A 14,874-nucleotide genomic window follows, 5' to 3' on the forward strand; every position below is an offset into this window, starting at 1 on the left:
CGGCTGAGGGGGTTCGTAAGACAATTTGTCGCACCCTAAAGGACGACAATGAGCAAGCGTTAGCATGGGCCATTTCAGGCCAGCACGCACACAGCCAGAGAAGGCTGCGCAATTAGATACATCGCATCTGCGTTTAAACGCACATTAATATCGCTGGCGATTATTCGCCCCTTGAGCCATTTGGGTACCGCTGTTGGGTGCCATTGGCACTTCGCTCTGAATGCCTTGACGCTGCAAGGTGGCAATCCGCGTCCCGACACCAGCATCTAAGCTATTTAGCTGATACGAACGCTGATAGTTAGCCAAAGCTTGACCTAGTTCGCCCGATTGCTCACGCAAGCTTCCCAGCGCCGCCCAAGCCCGAGCATTGTTGGCATCGACCGCCAACGCTTGATTCAATTGGTTCTTGGCGTTCTCTTTATCGCCATATTCCTGGTAAAGCCGGGCCAGTTCGATCTTAGGATCGGCCAGCTGAGGCGAACGCTGTTCCCAACGTTCCATCAGCGTGAACGCACTATCGTTTCGTTGGGTATCGATCAACAGAACGGCCAATCCTCGATAACATTCCGTATGATTGGGATCGAGATCCAAGCATTGGTTATAGAGCTGCTCGGCCTGGTGCATCAGGGTTCGGTCGTTGGTCTGCTTGGCCATCTGATGGTAGGTCGCAGCCAAATTGTAGTAAGCGTCGGGATTAGTCGGATCGTGGTTACGTGCCTTTTGAAACTGCGTGATGGCTACTTGAGGTTGGCCTTCTTCTACAGAGCGAACACCGGCAACATTGTAGCCCGAAGCCGCCATCTGGCAGCCAGTGCCCAATAGCAGCATTGGCAGCAACAGAAACAGGTAAATCAGATGTTGGCGAAAAGTGGCTTGTCGATGCACGTCATCAACCCCGCGTCCTGGGTTCAGGAATCTATATTGAAATTCGTCGTGGGAGAATAATGGCGACTTCTTCCCAAATCAAGACGAATTCTCTCAAGAAAAGACCTCGGGAGACCGAAATGGCCTCCCGAGGTCGCTAGCAAGGTGAGTTGGTACTGGCTACTTTTTTAGCCTTCGATTGCAGGCACTTGCTCCGAAAACGCAGGCACTTCTTCGCAATCTTCGACTTCTTCCACCGTTTCTGGCATCGCGCCGTTACGGGTATAACCCAAATCGCGAATCACTTCTAAAATTTCACTGCAAGTCGGAAACATCCGACCGCTTGAACGCTTGTAGGCATCCAGAGCCTGCATGAATTCAATTTCGTCGTTGGTGTAGTCCCGTTCGCAAGTTGTCGGGTCGATCTGGCGGCGGCGGTTTACCTTCTCACGACGCTCGATCTTGGGCTGCTCGACTTCCGGCTTTTTCTTTTCTTCCACAGCAGGGGCAGCCTTGGCGGCTTTCTCAGCAGCTGCTTTGGTACGTCGATCCGTTCGACGGCGATCGATCACCACTTCCTGTTCACCCGATTTTGCCTTGCTGGCCTTGGTGCTACGGCTTTTGGTGGCAGTTTTGGCAGTTGTTGTCTTGCGGGTAGTCGTCTTTGCTTTGGCCACGGTGGTAAACTCCGTCAACTTGAGTATCTGGGGAGGATGCGTTGGGAATAATCAACGTATCGGTGAGGCATGTGGCAAAGTTTCAACACTCCGCAAAGTCTTATGGTTGTTCCGATAGTACGGATTAGCCGGACCTATCCACCTACGTAAAACAGACCACCTCCTGCCCAGCCAGCGATGGCCAACAAAAAAAGCCGCTCACCCGGCAGGGCGAACGGCTTTGGAATTGATTTGCACGAAGAACCGGTGGGCTATTCACTCGATTCAGCAGCGGGCTGCGGTTCTTCTTTTGCGGGCAGTTGCTTCAAGGCATTCTTGGCGGCCTTGGCACGAGAACCTGGATTCTCTTTGATCTGCTTAAACGCTTCTGAAAGGATGTTGGCGGCCTTAGGGTCTTCCTTTCGTACGCCTTCCACTAAGGTATCGAAAGAATCGGCTTCACTTGTTACAGGAGAGCCTTGGGCATAATTTTCTAGTAGCGACCGAGCTTCTTCCATCGAGGCGGATGCCTTCAAGGGAATCACGCGTTCTTGTTGGCTAGATTTTGCACATCCAATCAGCGGGACCAAGAGCAACAGTGGTAGAACAACCCATTGGCTTGAGGCAGGCAGCATTCGTAGCTCCGAAAGTGGCAAACAGAAAAGGCGAGGCATGACGAGCCCCGCCATGAAGGGAATATCGAAAGAGGCTCAACACTTACGGCATCTCGTACGGCTTGCCATCACGGCTATTTGCCATTTGCTGCCAAACCATCAAGTTGACCGTTTCAGGAACGAAACGTACTGACCCGTCCCCCATGCCAGTATTAACGCCACCAGGGTGCATACTGCGTGCTCCAATGAATCCCCGCCCCCAGTCATGAGCACCACCAGGGCAACAGTTCCCTCCCACGGAAGGATGCTTCCAGTTCGGAGGAGTCGAAGCATTAAAAATCGACTGGCCGTGGGAATACCAAGCCCACAAGGCACCATTATTGCTGCGTTCACCTGATGGACTCGATTCGACCGACTGACCGATCGCGTCGATTTCGGCCTGGGTGGGGAAATTCTTATTCACGATGGCATCAAATGCAGAATCACTACCAGTGTAAAACACATCGAAAGGATAGCGTGGCGTATTAGCAATTCCGTCGCCAGATAAAATCTCTGAGCAAAAGATGCTGTTGGACAAACCATCGGTTGCATCGGCCATGCGCGTCACGTCTTTTGTGGTAATCATCCCGTTGCAGTTTGCTCGGGTACACGAATGTGCCGTGTACGGCGAACTACCCGAGCACCATGCATAATTCGAACCAGGACCGCCCCAACTAATAGTGGAAGAACTTGGAGCAATAGGCGCGGATGGACAAAGGAACGCTTCCACCTTTACCTGCATAGGGCCATTCTGGTTGTAGCTCCAAGTGCCGCCCAAGTCGAACTGGTTATAAAGATTTTCCTGTTCAATGAAGGGAAGCACCTTGTAGCTTGCACTTAACAAATGCCATCCCGACCACGAGACCCCAGCATTGGGACCGTAGGTATTCTTGGGAAATCCCTTATTCGTGTCATGAAAATTGTGCATCGCAAGTGCCAGTTGTTTCAAGTTATTGAGACATTGGCCTCGGCGAGCTGCTTCTCTTGCTTGCTGCACTGCGGGAAGAAGAAGCGCAATAAGTACACCAATAATGGCGATCACCACTAATAGTTCAACAAGCGTGAAGCCGAACCGCGCACGATGGCGCATTTCAGAAGAATGCATGATTAACGTTTCCTAGAGAGGTTAGAATGGGACGGACAAGAAGACTCAAGCGACCGCCTGGAGGGACTGTCACTTAAAATAAATAAATCCACCAAAAAAATGCACCACCCCAAGAGGGTATTCCGGCAAGTTCTATAGAAAAGGCAATTCTTCCTGCTGAATGACTTAGGGATTGAGCCAGGACGAACTAGGACCGCGACGATCGAGCGAAATTGAAGCTTTGATCTTGCGTTTCATCTGTAGACAGCGGAATCACTTTCCACAGAGATTTAGAGTGAGGAGATTCACCTTCAGCTGAATCCCCATCGCAGATCTGGGACGCATCATGATTTCAAGAGAATTCTCATGATCAACAAGACCAAGCTACGAGGCCAGGATTACAGACGATTTACTTGGCGTTGCCTATAAGACCTTGCCAAGCGGAAGCGTATGTATTTAGAGCGACCCAGCAACCAAGGATTTTTTTAAATGCCGCAAACGGCTAGATCACTGCGGCATTTTCAGGCGTGCCGTTATCAGCGGGTTGCTGTTGGGTGTTGGCAGCGTGAGGCACGGGATCGGTGGCTGACTCTTTCAAGACAGAAAACGCGCTGCTCAGCGAGCGTGTGCCTGGCAAAAATCCGTCGGTAAGGGTCTCGATCAGTGGAGCTGCTTCGCGATAGGCGGCGATAGGCTGATCGATCGGGTTATAGTCTCGCGAAACCTGATTCAGCGAGCGGAATGCCGTATCGGTCTGACTGGCCATTCCACGGGCCAAAGGTTCGAGCGAAGCCGTCGTAAACAACGAAAAACCGCTCTCTTCGACCACCAAAGACGAATTCGCTTGGGCCAAAATAGAACCGTTGGTCGCAGTCGCCTTGATTGGGTTGGACTGTGCCACCGGGCTGGCAACCGGATCACTCGCCCCACCACCAAAAGGCAACAAACCTGGCATCATGGCGACGATCGCCAAGCAGGCTGCCAGCGCCAAAAGCCCTTTCGCTGCGATTCGGCTCTGCCCAGCGGTATTCACGGGGACAGGCTGGGGCCTCGCAGCGATAGCAGCAGAGGGGGACTCCTCCCCAGGCACAGAGGCCTTGGCAGCCAAGCCGACAAAGAGAGCCCGATAGGTATCCAAGAGTTCTTGACACTGCTCGCGATCCGACTCTCGAACCAAGGGGATTAATATCTCCACCTCGGCCAAGCGACCTTCGTCGAGCCAATCTTGCAGCGTGATTTCAAACTCATCAAACGTCACGGGATCTTTGTTCCTAGGCCAAGTCGAGGGAGATTTAGTTAAATCTAGTTACTTCTATTCGTAGAGAGGGACGCACGGTATTCCTGTGCTACGCCGCGATGAATAAGCCGCTGTACCAGTTCTCTTCGGGCACGGTGAACCCAAGTCTTGACGGTTCCCAGCGGACAATTCAATTGTTCGGCAATTTCTCCATAGCTTAGTTGCTGTTCATGAAACAAGAGGAATGCCTGGCGATACTCTTCACGGACGTGCGCCAAGGCCAATTGCACTTCTTCGGCGAGCAGTTCTCCACGCTGGTCGGCACCGCGGTGATCTTCAATATGATCCTGGGTTTCGGCGGCGATCGGGCGGCGGTTCCGCTGAGCCAGATGCGTTCGGCAACGATTCCCGGCGATTGTCATGATCCAGGGTTCGATCGGTCTGCTCCGATCCCAGCGATCAAGATTTCTCAGCACCCGCAGAAACGTCTCTTGGGCCATGTCCTCGGCTTCGTGATGCTCGCCAAGCATACGGTAGCACAGCAGGTAAACCTGATTTCGAAATCGCTGAACAAATTCAGAGACTGCGCTCTGGTCGCCCTCCATACATTGGTCGACTAGCAGGCTGAAATTTGTCAATGGGACGCTCCTGGACTGATCAAATCCACTCTGCATAGCAATACCGACGGAGACAAGAGAAAGTTTCGCCGCAAAAAGGAAACGTGGGAGATTTGATCATTTATTCCTAGCTTAGCGGCAATTCTTGTCGGTTTCGAGCAATAAATCCAAGAATCGAACGCGATCCTTCCTCTCGCCCAATGATCCACGGCAAGAACGAAAAAAGCCGTCCCTTGATAAGGACGGCTTTTTTTGTGCAGTATAACGAAGCGTATTTATGGGTTCTGGAGACCACTTCCCACTTGGGGAAAGATCTGAAGTTTACTAGCGACGATTATCCATCAAACGCTTAATTGCGTCGTTGGCAGCCGCTTGGCTGTCTTTGGCACCAGCCGATTCCATTTTCGGCAGCTTGCCAAAGGCTTTCTTCTTTTTCGAGCCGAACATACCGAGCAAGCCAGACTTCGACTTCTCGTCTTTGCCTTCTTCGGCTGCGGCTTCCGCTTCTTCCATCTCGCGAAGATCGTCTAGCGAAACGGTTGTCGAAGTTTCGTCAACGCGGAATTGGCGTGTTTCTGGGTTATCCAGACGCTGAATCCGCTCTTCTTCGTCCGCTTCTTCCAACCAACTAGCCACATCGTTACCAATGCCGCCAGATTGGGCCACACGGCTGGCAGCTTCCGAAACACTGCTAACTTTAGAGCGTTTGGCGGCGCCCAAGGTGTGATCAATCAGAATTAGAAAATCGAGCGGACCAACACGAAGCTCATCCCCCATTTTCAATTCCACGGTACCTTCAACGCGTTCGTTGTTGACGTACGTTCCATTCTTGCTTCCGAAGTCCTCCAGAAACAGTTTGGAATCACGAACCGCGAGGGCACAATGCCTGCGACTTACCATGTCGCTTTTGGGTTTTAGGTGACATCCGTCACCTCGTCCAATGACAAAGTTGTCGACGGGGAGCTTAAACTCCTTGCCGGCACTTGGTCCTTGGATAACACGAAGCATAACTTGCATATGAAAATCCTTCCTGTGCAACGGCTAATCCCATTTTGAAAAACTCAATAATGGCGATCTTACAGGAACTAACTGGGAGTTAACCGAACCGACCGAAGGGTCAAATGATTTAACTGCAATCAACGCGCCATACGGTGTAAAAAGATTCACACATGACGTGCCAATTAAATCAGACGAGTCTCATCAAAATAACGGTTTCCAACTGGAATGCAACTAATTTTTCAGGGGGTGCGGACAACCGTGTTCGTAGGCTTAAAAAGAGCTGCTCGCAACCAACCTGCATTATTAACTATCGGCACTCAGGCTTTCTCCCTGTATTAAAGATATTCCACCACTAACACAAAGGCAAGGCGCAAGTCCACCGCATTGATTAACGCTTATGCGTCCAGGCTTTATTGGCAAATTTCTCTTGATCGATAGTCTGAGCGGATCGATACTCCTCCTTAGTGAGGGGTTTCTCGGCATAACTTCGCTGAAATTTCTTTTTAATGGCCGAGCACCAGGCATGCGTCAATTCGTCGGGCGAAATGGTTTTCTTCGTCAAATCGCATAGCCCAGGTAGTTCAGGGGCAGCCACCGATTGCTGCAAAAGCACACTTCCGTGCTGCAAAATAGCCACTTGGTGCCTCCTTTGCGCGCTACCGCAGACCTTATACCGATCCACAATCACATCAACTTCGTGCCGTCGCTGAAAGCAAAGAAAAGGGTCGCTTGGTGAGCCTGGCTCCGGATTACCGCTCAAGTGGGCGTTTATTCCCCAATCTGACAGCACTGCAATCAACGTCTCGTGAAAGATGTTAAACCACCGTGTGAACTGCTCGGCCCGAGAATCATGAACGGGTGCCACGAAGCTGTAAGTCAATTCTCGATCGTGCATGATGGCTCCGCCCCCAGAAGCGCGGCGAACACAGGCACAATCCCGACTGGCTTCGTGCTGCCAGCGATCTTCGTACTTCTGAAAATACCCGAGCGAGAGCGTGGGCTCGCTCCACTGATAAAATCGGAGGGTCGGCATGCCAGTTTCTGCGGCATTTCTCAGAATCGCCTCGTCGACCGCCATGTTCCAACTTCCCAAAGCTGGTGGATCGACAATTAAACGCATCTCATTCATGCGATATTTCCTCGAGCATCTTAGGTTGTGGAACCAACCAGAGAAGTCCCTACATGCAACATGCCCACGTAAACGTGGGCATGTCGTTGACTTATTCTTTAGACCGCTGACGGTTTAGGAACTGCAGAAATTAGCTCGCAGACAAGGGCTACGTGCTGCCTGGACTTCGTTGGGCCGACTGATCGGTGTCGAGTGAGGTGCCTCGTGCAACAACTCGGCATCCTCTTCGGTGATCCGAAACAAGGTTTGCACAAACGCGTCGAGCGTTTCCTTGCTTTCGGTCTCAGTCGGTTCGATCATGATTGCTTCCGGCACGGTTAAGGGGAAGTAAACCGTCGGAGCATGAAACCCATAGTCGAGCAGTCGTTTACCGATATCCATGGCCGTGATGCCACGCTCTTGCTTCAGCTTACCAGCGGAAGCCACGAACTCGTGCATACAGCGTTCGCCACGCGGAACGGGAAGGAAGTGCTTTACCTGGCTGAGCAGATAATTAGCATTCAGAACCGCATTCTCGGAAATCTCTCGCAAACCGACCGGGCCGTGCGAAAGAATGTAGCAGTAAGCACGCACGAGCACGCCAACATTGCCAAAAAAGCTACGCACACGTCCGATCGACTCGGGACGATCGAAATTAAGCTTGTAGTTCTCGCCATCTTTCACCACAACCGGCGACGGCAGAAACGGCTCGAGCTTGTCGGCGACACAGATTGGACCAGCACCAGGACCACCGCCGCCATGAGGACCACTGAAGGTCTTGTGCGGGTTGTAGTGCATCATGTCGGCCCCGAAATCGCCTGGGCGAGCGATGCCGAGAATGGCGTTCATGTTGGCGCCATCCAAGTAAACAAGACCACCCTTGGCGTGAACCGCGTCGGCGATTTCACGCATGTTCTTCTCGAACAAGCCGAGCGTGCTGGGGTTGGTGATCATTAGCACAGCGATGTCGTCGGTCAGCTTGGCGCGGAAGTCGTCCATGTCGACACCGCCAGCCGGATCGCTTTTGATGCTAACCGCTTTGAAACCAGCCATCTGGGCACTGGCCGGATTGGTCCCGTGAGAACTGTCCGGGGCCAGCACCACCTTACGATCTTCGCCAATGCTCTTGAAGTACTTGGCAGCGACCATCAACGCGGTTAGTTCGCCATGGGCACCTGCGGCAGGCTGCAGCGAACAAGCCGGCAAGCCAGAAATCTCGGAGAAGATCCCCTGCAATTCAAACAGTAGTTGCAGCATGCCTTGGATGGTCGCTTCGTCCTGGTAAGGATGCAAGTCGACAATGCCTGGCAACGAAGCCAAACGTTCGTTCCGCTTCGGGTTGTACTTCATGGTACACGACCCGAGCGGGTAATAATGGGTATCGACCGACATGTTCTTGGTCGACAGGTTCGTGTAGTGCCGAACCACTTCCCCTTCGGTCAATTCAGGCAATTGCAAAGCCTTGTCCGAAAGGTAGCTACCAGGAATCAAGTCTTCGATCGGCTGTTCCGGCACATCACACGCTGGCCAGGTAACCGCAGTACGGCCTGGGTGCGACAGTTCGGAGAGCAATTGAGTTGCTTGTTGGTTACGCATGGATCGTGGAGCTCCCGGAATGAATAAGGGAGAAAGTGCGGGCCAGGGCGTCGATTTCCTGCTTAGTGCGTTTCTCGGTCACGCACACCAGGAAGCAATCGTTCATCTCGGGGAAGAACTGGCCCAGCGGTACGCCACCGAGGAACCCTGCTTCGCGAGCTTCAGCCAACAGTCCCTCGACGTTGCCTTGGGTGTCTCGCAAGACGAACTCTTTGAAGAACGGGCTACCAGCGAAAACTGGTTCCAAACGTTCCACTTCACTTAACTTCGTTTGAGCATAGTGGGCCTTCTGCGTGCAGAGCGTGGCACACTGCTTCAAGCCGCCAGGCCCCAGCAACGCCAAGTAGATCGAAGCCCGCAGAGCGAACAACCCTTGATTCGTACAAATGTTACTGGTCGCCTTCTCGCGACGAATGTGTTGTTCGCGCGTCTGGAGCGTTAGCACCCAGCATCGTTTGCCGCGACGGTCTTCAGTCTGGCCGACGATACGCCCCGGGAGACGACGCACAAATTTGTCGTTACAGGCCATGATCCCCAGGTAAGGGCCACCGTACTGCATCGCCGAACCAAGCGAGTGCCCTTCGGCCACGGCAATGTCCGCTCCCAAATCGCCCGGCCGCTTCAGTAAACCAAGGCTGATCGGATCGAAGCTTTGAATCAGGACGGCGTCGTTCTTGTGGACTATCTCAGCAATCGCAGCAACGTCTTCGATTCCACCAAAGAAGTTCGGCGACTGAACCACCACGCAGTTCGTTTCGGCGTTGACGGTCTCTTCCACCTTGGCCAGATCGGCAATGCCGTCGACGCAAGGGATTTCGATAATCTCAATACCCAGATGCGTGAAGTAGGTCTGCAGAATCTGGCGATACTCTGGGTGAACCGTCCCCAGCACTACCACCTTCTCGCCCCGCTTGCCGGTGTTCAATGCCATGATGACCGCTTCGGCCAAGGCACTGCCGCCGTCGTACAGACTAGCGTTGGAAAGGTCCATGCCAGTCAGATCGCAGATGAGCGTCTGGTACTCGAACATGGCCTGCAAGTTACCCTGCGAAACTTCCGGCTGGTACGGCGTATACGAGGTGTAGAACTCGCCACGCGAAGCCAACGCATCGACGGCCGCCGGCACGAAGTGATCGTAACTGCCACCACCGAGGAAACAGGCATGCGTCGCCGGCGAAGCGTTCTTGCCAGCCAAGGCCGACAAGTGCTGCGTCAGTTCTAATTCACCCATTTGCGGCGGCAAGTCCAGATCACGTTTCAGACGCAAGTCTTCGGGGATCGTGCTGAACAACGCTTCAATCGAATCGACGCCAATCGCTTTCAGCATCGCATGCTGATCGTCCGGCGTGTTATAGAGATAGGCCATTCAATAAATCCAAGTTTAATATTCAGTTTTCAGCGTTCAGTTTTCAGCAAGCAGGAGAGCAATTCCTGCAGTGTTCCTCTCTGAACACGTCCAACTGAAAACTTCAAACGAAGCAGGCTTCCTTAGCCTTCTTCCGCACACATCTTTTCGTAACCAGCTTTGTCCATCAGGTCGGCCAGGGCAGTATCGTCGCTGATCTTGATCTTGGCGATCCAACCGTTGATGTAGGCATCTTCGTGCAACGAATCGAGGTTATCTGGCAAAGCCGTGTTCGCTTCGATCACTTCGCCTGTAACCGGAGCATAGATATCGCTAACCGCTTTTACAGATTCGATTTCACCAAAAGATTCGCCAGCGGTGACTTCTTTGCCAACTTCGGGCAATTCCAAATAAACCAAGTCGTTCAGAGCTTCGATCGCGTGAGCACTGATACCAACCGTGGCAATCTTGGCGCCGTCCGACTCTTCCACTTTGACCCATTCGTGCGTCTTGGCGAAAAGCAAATTGTCCGTGGACATAACCGGGAAACTCCTAACTAAACCTGCGAGTTTGATATTCGGAAAGGGAAGCTAATGAAATGCTGACGAGCCAGCTTACTTACGTTTGTAGAACGGAAGCGGGACGACCTTGGCCGCATGCCGCTTGCCGCGAACGTCGACATCCAGCAGCGTGCCGTCGGCGGCAAACTGAGGAGCCACATACCCCATGGCAATCGGAGCACCAAGTGTGGGCGACTGCGAACCGCTGGTCACCTCGCCTACTTGCTGGTCACCTGAGAAAAGCGGGTAATGCTCACGCGGCACACGCCGATCTTGCATCACCAAGCCCACCCGAACCGGCAGCGAGTCTTGATCGATCGCTTCCAAGGCAGACTTGCCAATGAACTCGTGATCCCACGACATTGCAAAGCCTAGCCCGGCTTGCAGCGGGGTGATTTCTTCAGAAAGCTCGTGTCCATACAGGGGCATCGCGGCTTCCAGACGCAGCGTATCGCGGGCTCCCAAGCCGACCGCATGGCCGCCTACTTCTGCCGCCGCTACGTGCAAAGCTTCCCACGTGGCAAACGCCACTTCGGCTGGCACAGTTAGCTCGACCCCATCTTCGCCGGTATACCCGGTGCGGCTGACCAAACCAGGATGGCTGAGAATGGTCGCTTCCCGCCCTTGATAATATTTCAGCTCGTTAAGATCGCCTTCGACAATTTCCTGAGCCAAGGCCATCGCCCGCGGCCCTTGCACGGCAATCATGGCCGTCTGTTCGGTATGGTCGGTAAAAGTGACACCTTCCGGCAAACGATCGTTAATCCAAGCGGCGATCTTCTCGCGATTGCCGGCGTTAACCACCATCCAGGTATAAGATTGGCCAGCAACGTCCTGCAGATGATAGGTGAGGACGTCGTCTAAGATCCCGCCATCTTCTTTACAGACCAAGCCGTAACGGATGCGGCCTGGCTTCAGATCGGCCACTTTCCGGGTTACCAAGCCATCGATAAAGGGCAAAGCCTCTGCCCCATCGAAGCGAAAGCGGGCCATATGCGAGACATCGAACAAGCCGACCGAATTGCGGGTCGCATTATGCTCGTCAATGATCGAAGTGTACTGAACCGGCATCGACCAGCCGGTAAAGTCGACCATTCGCCCCCCGTTCGCGGCATGCCAGTTGTAGAGTGGAGTCTTTTTCAGTGTGTCGGTCGTCATCCGTCGAACGTCTCGTATGTTCTCGTCCTGCGAAGTCACCGCGCACCGCAAGTGCTCTGGTTTGCTTCCATTTCGGAAACAGCCAGTGACGGTGACCTTGCTCCGCGATCGTCGCGGGGCTCAGTCGAGCTAAGATGCCAATAAGCGAAGGAACAGTGATAGCTTGCGATTGTATACGATGCTGCGCGAGTGAACAGGGGCAAGCTTTGTGAGAACTTGGGGGATACAGTTTAAATTGTGCCCCTGTCACCACGATCGGCATGTGCAAGCCAAATTACCCCACCGGGCGCAGAAACCGCAGATGATGCGCGGCATGCCCGGCGTAGATCTTCTCGCACAACTCACGATCGAGCCGCCCAAATCCAGGATGAGGGTGATAAGAACCGGTATGGCCGAGCAGCCGCTCGGTACTTTCCGCAAACGCAGCGACCTCGACGGAATCGTCCAAGTCGTTTCCTGGCACATAGATCGATGTCGTCGGAATCCCGCGTGGCGAATCCCCTTTCAGCACCCGAGGCAACAACGTCCGCCGCACGATAGGCCGCAAAGGCGCAAACAACACGAAGTACCACGGATACCCATCGATCGAACAATCTTGCACCACCCGCAAGTGAAAACAGATCTGCCCCAAAGTCCAATTGCCCATCTGCGTGTAGCCACCTGCCAACAACCCCTCAGCCTCGCGGACGGCAGAGGGCAGATCGGTGAAATGAAGCTCTCGAAGCGGCAGTTTAGATTCCGTCAATGTTCCTAACCCCGAAAATACCCAGCGAAACAACAAGCCAGACCAGCCAAGAAACAAAAAAAGCCCGGACGAACCGGGCCATTATGCCACCTAAAGCTCCATCATGCGATGATGAAGTACCCCCTAGGGGAGTCGTACAACCTCTAAATTCCTCGGGAAAAACAGGGCTTCTGACCAGCGAGTGTGTTAATTCCTACGCTGTTGGTCATGAGTTGCTTCTAAATGACCCGGAACTAGGCAAGATCGCAAAGGCATGGCCCGATCTACACCCCGCAATCAAAGCGGGAATCCTCGCCATGGTAGAGGGTTCATAGCTCTCTATCTACCGTTTCTCCACTAAAGCTCCTGAGACGGCTTGTCGTGAGCGGCCACTTTAGCCAGCAGCTTTATTGGGTTTGCATCCAAGACGCGGAATCGCAGCTGCCTAAGCCGCTTAGAAGCCAGATTTCAACTCACCTTCTAACATCACAATCAACGGGGCTAGGTATAGCTAACCGAAAAGCGGAATTCCCTGCCGCCTGCCCCTTCTCACTTTTTCAGGGTACGCATGAAGGGATTGCGTAATGAGTAGACGACGAGATCGCGAGAGAAAAGAGCGAAAGAAGCGAAGAGCAGCCCGAGTAAGGTATTCAGACGTCCACGATCTTTTTCCACCTGGAAACCCATGGGACTTTCTATGGCCCCTTCTCGACATACCCACCGACAGAATACTTTTGAACGCTGCTCGCGTTTCGGAGCGTTCGCAGGCCAGTCATCTGGCAAGTCAACTGCTAGGGAATCACCAGAAACTGGAATGGCTCTTTTACGAGAACATTATCGACACGCCTGGGGAAATCGCACGCGGCTATATTTTCGACTCAGATTATCGAAAGGCCCTGAACGAAATCGTCAAACTTGCGGAAGAACTGAACGCTATCATTGTCTATCAAGATCTTGACCGAGCAATTAGAAGCAACCGATACCCTGACGACAACTACGCTATGCCGACGGCAGCGGAGTTTGAAGAGTGGATAAAGCTATTCCGAGGAGTGCCAGTTACAACGATACTGCCATTCGACACGCCGAGAATGGGAAAAGGTGGAATCCGAGGAATGGAGTCGGCAAGAGGAATGCGAGCAAATGGCAACAAACCTGGTCCCAAGCCGAAAGCGCCTCCGAAACCTGGATACATGAATGATCGGCGTAAAACAAAGATCGGTCAGGCACTTGAAATGCGAGAACACGGACTAACCCTTCGCCAAGTTTCAGACGCACTTGGCATCCCACGTTCAACAATTTCCGACTGGGAGAATCGACCTGATAACAAGTAAAAAAATTGTTGTCCGGTTTTTTGACCGTCGGCCCAAGACAGAAATGCGTTTGGGCCTGTAATTTACGCGATACTAGGGATTTGATACGCAGACTTGGACAGTGGAAGATCGTTAGTACATATCCCTTATTGTTTCCCTCTCTCCAAGCCCTCGCCTCGGACCTAGTTGCGGAACGCTGGATGCATCCAAACGTCGTCGGCAATCTCATAGACGTTATCGGTCAAGAATCCATTCCAGTCAACTTTGTCGATCTCCGTCCCAGAGTAAGTTGCCTTCACGACAACTTCGCTTTTTGAGCCGCCGTACTTGTCGGTGAGTGGAAACGAACCGAAGACGGTGACTTCGCCGCAGTAGATGCCCGACTCGTCGATTGCTTTCAGAATGGCTTCGATATCCATCATGGCCCCACGCTTCACCATTCCGTCCGTCAGGTTGTCACCGATGTCGAACCGAACCTGGATGATTTTTCGACTATCGAGATCTAGGTCGTCATTGATGGTGAACTCCAATCCTTCTGAACCGACTCGATTCTTGACCAATTCGCGAAACGCTTCTGACTCGCTTCTGGGCGTGTTTCCATTCACGGAAACGAACGACGGAGATGGGGAGGATGACGAACCTCCAGGCCAAGAGGGGCGGAATTCCAGCTCACCCATCGAAACAAGAACCACAATCGTTATCAGAAGTACGACACCAGCGATACAGATGGGCCAGCTGGGAATAAACCGGGTGAGTGAGTTCGGGGGCGGCGAATCCTTCTTTTCCCAAAGGTGCTGGTACTTGGCGTCGAGATCTTCTGGCTTTTCTTCTTCGGTCATCGATTCCTCCAGGCAAGCGGTAAACATGGTGTTCAGAACAGCTTGCTCGGAGGGGCCAGGCGGGGAGGCCACCCACACCAGTCCCCAGATAGGTTCGGCAAAACCCGTGAAGCGACATAGCACA

15 protein-coding genes are annotated in these 14,874 nt (G+C 53.0%); 1 reads left to right on the top strand and 14 read right to left on the bottom strand.

What is annotated here, in order from left to right:
• Positions 1 to 144: 144 nt before the first annotated feature.
• From DTL42_RS11625 to DTL42_RS11685, 13 genes are all read right to left on the bottom strand, one after another.
• The gene (locus DTL42_RS11625) at positions 145 to 885 is read right to left on the bottom strand and encodes a tetratricopeptide repeat protein (RefSeq protein ID WP_234824173.1); all 741 of its coding nucleotides are present in this window, start codon (positions 883 to 885) and stop codon (positions 145 to 147) included.
• Positions 886 to 1,052: 167 nt separating this feature from the next.
• Positions 1,053 to 1,541 (bottom strand): hypothetical protein, encoded by a 489-nt coding sequence (locus DTL42_RS26760; RefSeq protein WP_234824174.1) that lies wholly within the window; start codon positions 1,539 to 1,541, stop codon positions 1,053 to 1,055.
• Positions 1,542 to 1,792: 251 nt separating this feature from the next.
• Complete coding sequence (locus tag DTL42_RS11635; RefSeq protein ID WP_147274254.1) at positions 1,793 to 2,155, bottom strand: hypothetical protein; 363 nt, start codon at positions 2,153 to 2,155, stop codon at positions 1,793 to 1,795.
• Positions 2,156 to 2,237: 82 nt separating this feature from the next.
• The gene (locus DTL42_RS11640; RefSeq protein WP_114368901.1) at positions 2,238 to 3,278 is read right to left on the bottom strand and encodes a DUF1559 domain-containing protein; all 1,041 of its coding nucleotides are present in this window, start codon (positions 3,276 to 3,278) and stop codon (positions 2,238 to 2,240) included.
• Between the two features lie 481 nt (positions 3,279 to 3,759).
• On the bottom strand, positions 3,760 to 4,515 hold the full coding sequence (locus tag DTL42_RS11645; RefSeq protein ID WP_114368902.1) for a hypothetical protein: 756 nt from the start codon (positions 4,513 to 4,515) through the stop codon (positions 3,760 to 3,762).
• A 44-nt stretch (positions 4,516 to 4,559) separates the two neighbouring features.
• Positions 4,560 to 5,168 (bottom strand): RNA polymerase sigma factor, encoded by a 609-nt coding sequence (locus tag DTL42_RS27130; RefSeq protein ID WP_114368903.1) that lies wholly within the window; start codon positions 5,166 to 5,168, stop codon positions 4,560 to 4,562.
• Between the two features lie 267 nt (positions 5,169 to 5,435).
• Entirely contained in the window at positions 5,436 to 6,128 is a 693-nt protein-coding gene (locus DTL42_RS11655; RefSeq protein ID WP_114368904.1) for an FHA domain-containing protein, read from the bottom strand.
• Between the two features lie 370 nt (positions 6,129 to 6,498).
• Positions 6,499 to 7,239, bottom strand: coding sequence for a lipoate--protein ligase family protein (locus DTL42_RS11660; RefSeq protein WP_114368905.1), 741 nt, complete (start codon positions 7,237 to 7,239; stop codon positions 6,499 to 6,501).
• A 114-nt stretch (positions 7,240 to 7,353) separates the two neighbouring features.
• Positions 7,354 to 8,814 (bottom strand): aminomethyl-transferring glycine dehydrogenase subunit GcvPB, encoded by a 1,461-nt coding sequence (gcvPB, locus tag DTL42_RS11665; RefSeq protein ID WP_114368906.1) that lies wholly within the window; start codon positions 8,812 to 8,814, stop codon positions 7,354 to 7,356.
• Positions 8,807 to 10,180 carry an aminomethyl-transferring glycine dehydrogenase subunit GcvPA gene (gene gcvPA, locus DTL42_RS11670; protein WP_114368907.1) on the bottom strand — a complete coding sequence of 458 codons (1,374 nt, stop codon included), beginning with the start codon at positions 10,178 to 10,180 and terminating at the stop codon, positions 8,807 to 8,809. The genes gcvPB and gcvPA overlap by 8 nt, the downstream gene beginning before the upstream one ends.
• Before the next feature lie 122 nt (positions 10,181 to 10,302).
• Positions 10,303 to 10,698 (bottom strand): glycine cleavage system protein GcvH, encoded by a 396-nt coding sequence (gene gcvH, locus DTL42_RS11675; protein ID WP_114368908.1) that lies wholly within the window; start codon positions 10,696 to 10,698, stop codon positions 10,303 to 10,305.
• 75 nt (positions 10,699 to 10,773) lie between these two features.
• The gene (gene gcvT / locus DTL42_RS11680) at positions 10,774 to 11,877 is read right to left on the bottom strand and encodes a glycine cleavage system aminomethyltransferase GcvT (RefSeq protein ID WP_114368909.1); all 1,104 of its coding nucleotides are present in this window, start codon (positions 11,875 to 11,877) and stop codon (positions 10,774 to 10,776) included.
• Between the two features lie 274 nt (positions 11,878 to 12,151).
• A complete protein-coding gene (locus DTL42_RS11685; RefSeq protein ID WP_234824176.1) occupies positions 12,152 to 12,622 on the bottom strand; it encodes a DUF1569 domain-containing protein in 471 nt (156 codons plus the stop codon).
• A gap of 713 nt (positions 12,623 to 13,335) precedes the next feature.
• Between DTL42_RS11685 and DTL42_RS11695 the strand changes: the two genes are divergently transcribed.
• On the top strand, positions 13,336 to 13,932 hold the full coding sequence (locus DTL42_RS11695; RefSeq protein ID WP_158545339.1) for a helix-turn-helix domain-containing protein: 597 nt from the start codon (positions 13,336 to 13,338) through the stop codon (positions 13,930 to 13,932).
• Positions 13,933 to 14,093: 161 nt separating this feature from the next.
• Here DTL42_RS11695 and DTL42_RS11700 read toward each other — a convergent pair whose 3' ends face one another.
• The gene (locus DTL42_RS11700; protein WP_147274255.1) at positions 14,094 to 14,750 is read right to left on the bottom strand and encodes a hypothetical protein; all 657 of its coding nucleotides are present in this window, start codon (positions 14,748 to 14,750) and stop codon (positions 14,094 to 14,096) included.
• Between the last annotated feature and the right edge of the window lie 124 nt (positions 14,751 to 14,874).

Origin of the sequence: Bremerella cremea, from assembly GCF_003335505.1 — a bacterium.
GTDB classification, from domain to species: Bacteria; Planctomycetota; Planctomycetia; order Pirellulales; family Pirellulaceae; genus Bremerella; species Bremerella cremea_A.

Bases quoted from the DNA above. Each gene is read 5' to 3' on its own strand.
- DTL42_RS11660 (WP_114368905.1), bottom strand. From the start codon at position 7,239: ATGAATGAGATGCGTTTAATTGTCGATCCACCAGCTTTGGGAAGTTGG.
- gcvPA (WP_114368907.1), bottom strand. From the start codon at position 10,180: ATGGCCTATCTCTATAACACGCCGGACGATCAGCATGCGATGCTGAAA.
- gcvH (WP_114368908.1), bottom strand. From the start codon at position 10,698: ATGTCCACGGACAATTTGCTTTTCGCCAAGACGCACGAATGGGTCAAA.
- gcvT (WP_114368909.1), bottom strand. From the start codon at position 11,877: ATGACGACCGACACACTGAAAAAGACTCCACTCTACAACTGGCATGCC.
- DTL42_RS11635 (WP_147274254.1), bottom strand. From the start codon at position 2,155: ATGCTGCCTGCCTCAAGCCAATGGGTTGTTCTACCACTGTTGCTCTTG.
- gcvPB (WP_114368906.1), bottom strand. From the start codon at position 8,814: ATGCGTAACCAACAAGCAACTCAATTGCTCTCCGAACTGTCGCACCCA.
- DTL42_RS11700 (WP_147274255.1), bottom strand. From the start codon at position 14,750: ATGACCGAAGAAGAAAAGCCAGAAGATCTCGACGCCAAGTACCAGCAC.
- DTL42_RS11655 (WP_114368904.1), bottom strand. From the start codon at position 6,128: ATGCAAGTTATGCTTCGTGTTATCCAAGGACCAAGTGCCGGCAAGGAG.
- DTL42_RS11640 (WP_114368901.1), bottom strand. From the start codon at position 3,278: ATGCATTCTTCTGAAATGCGCCATCGTGCGCGGTTCGGCTTCACGCTT.
- DTL42_RS27130 (WP_114368903.1), bottom strand. From the start codon at position 5,168: ATGCAGAGTGGATTTGATCAGTCCAGGAGCGTCCCATTGACAAATTTC.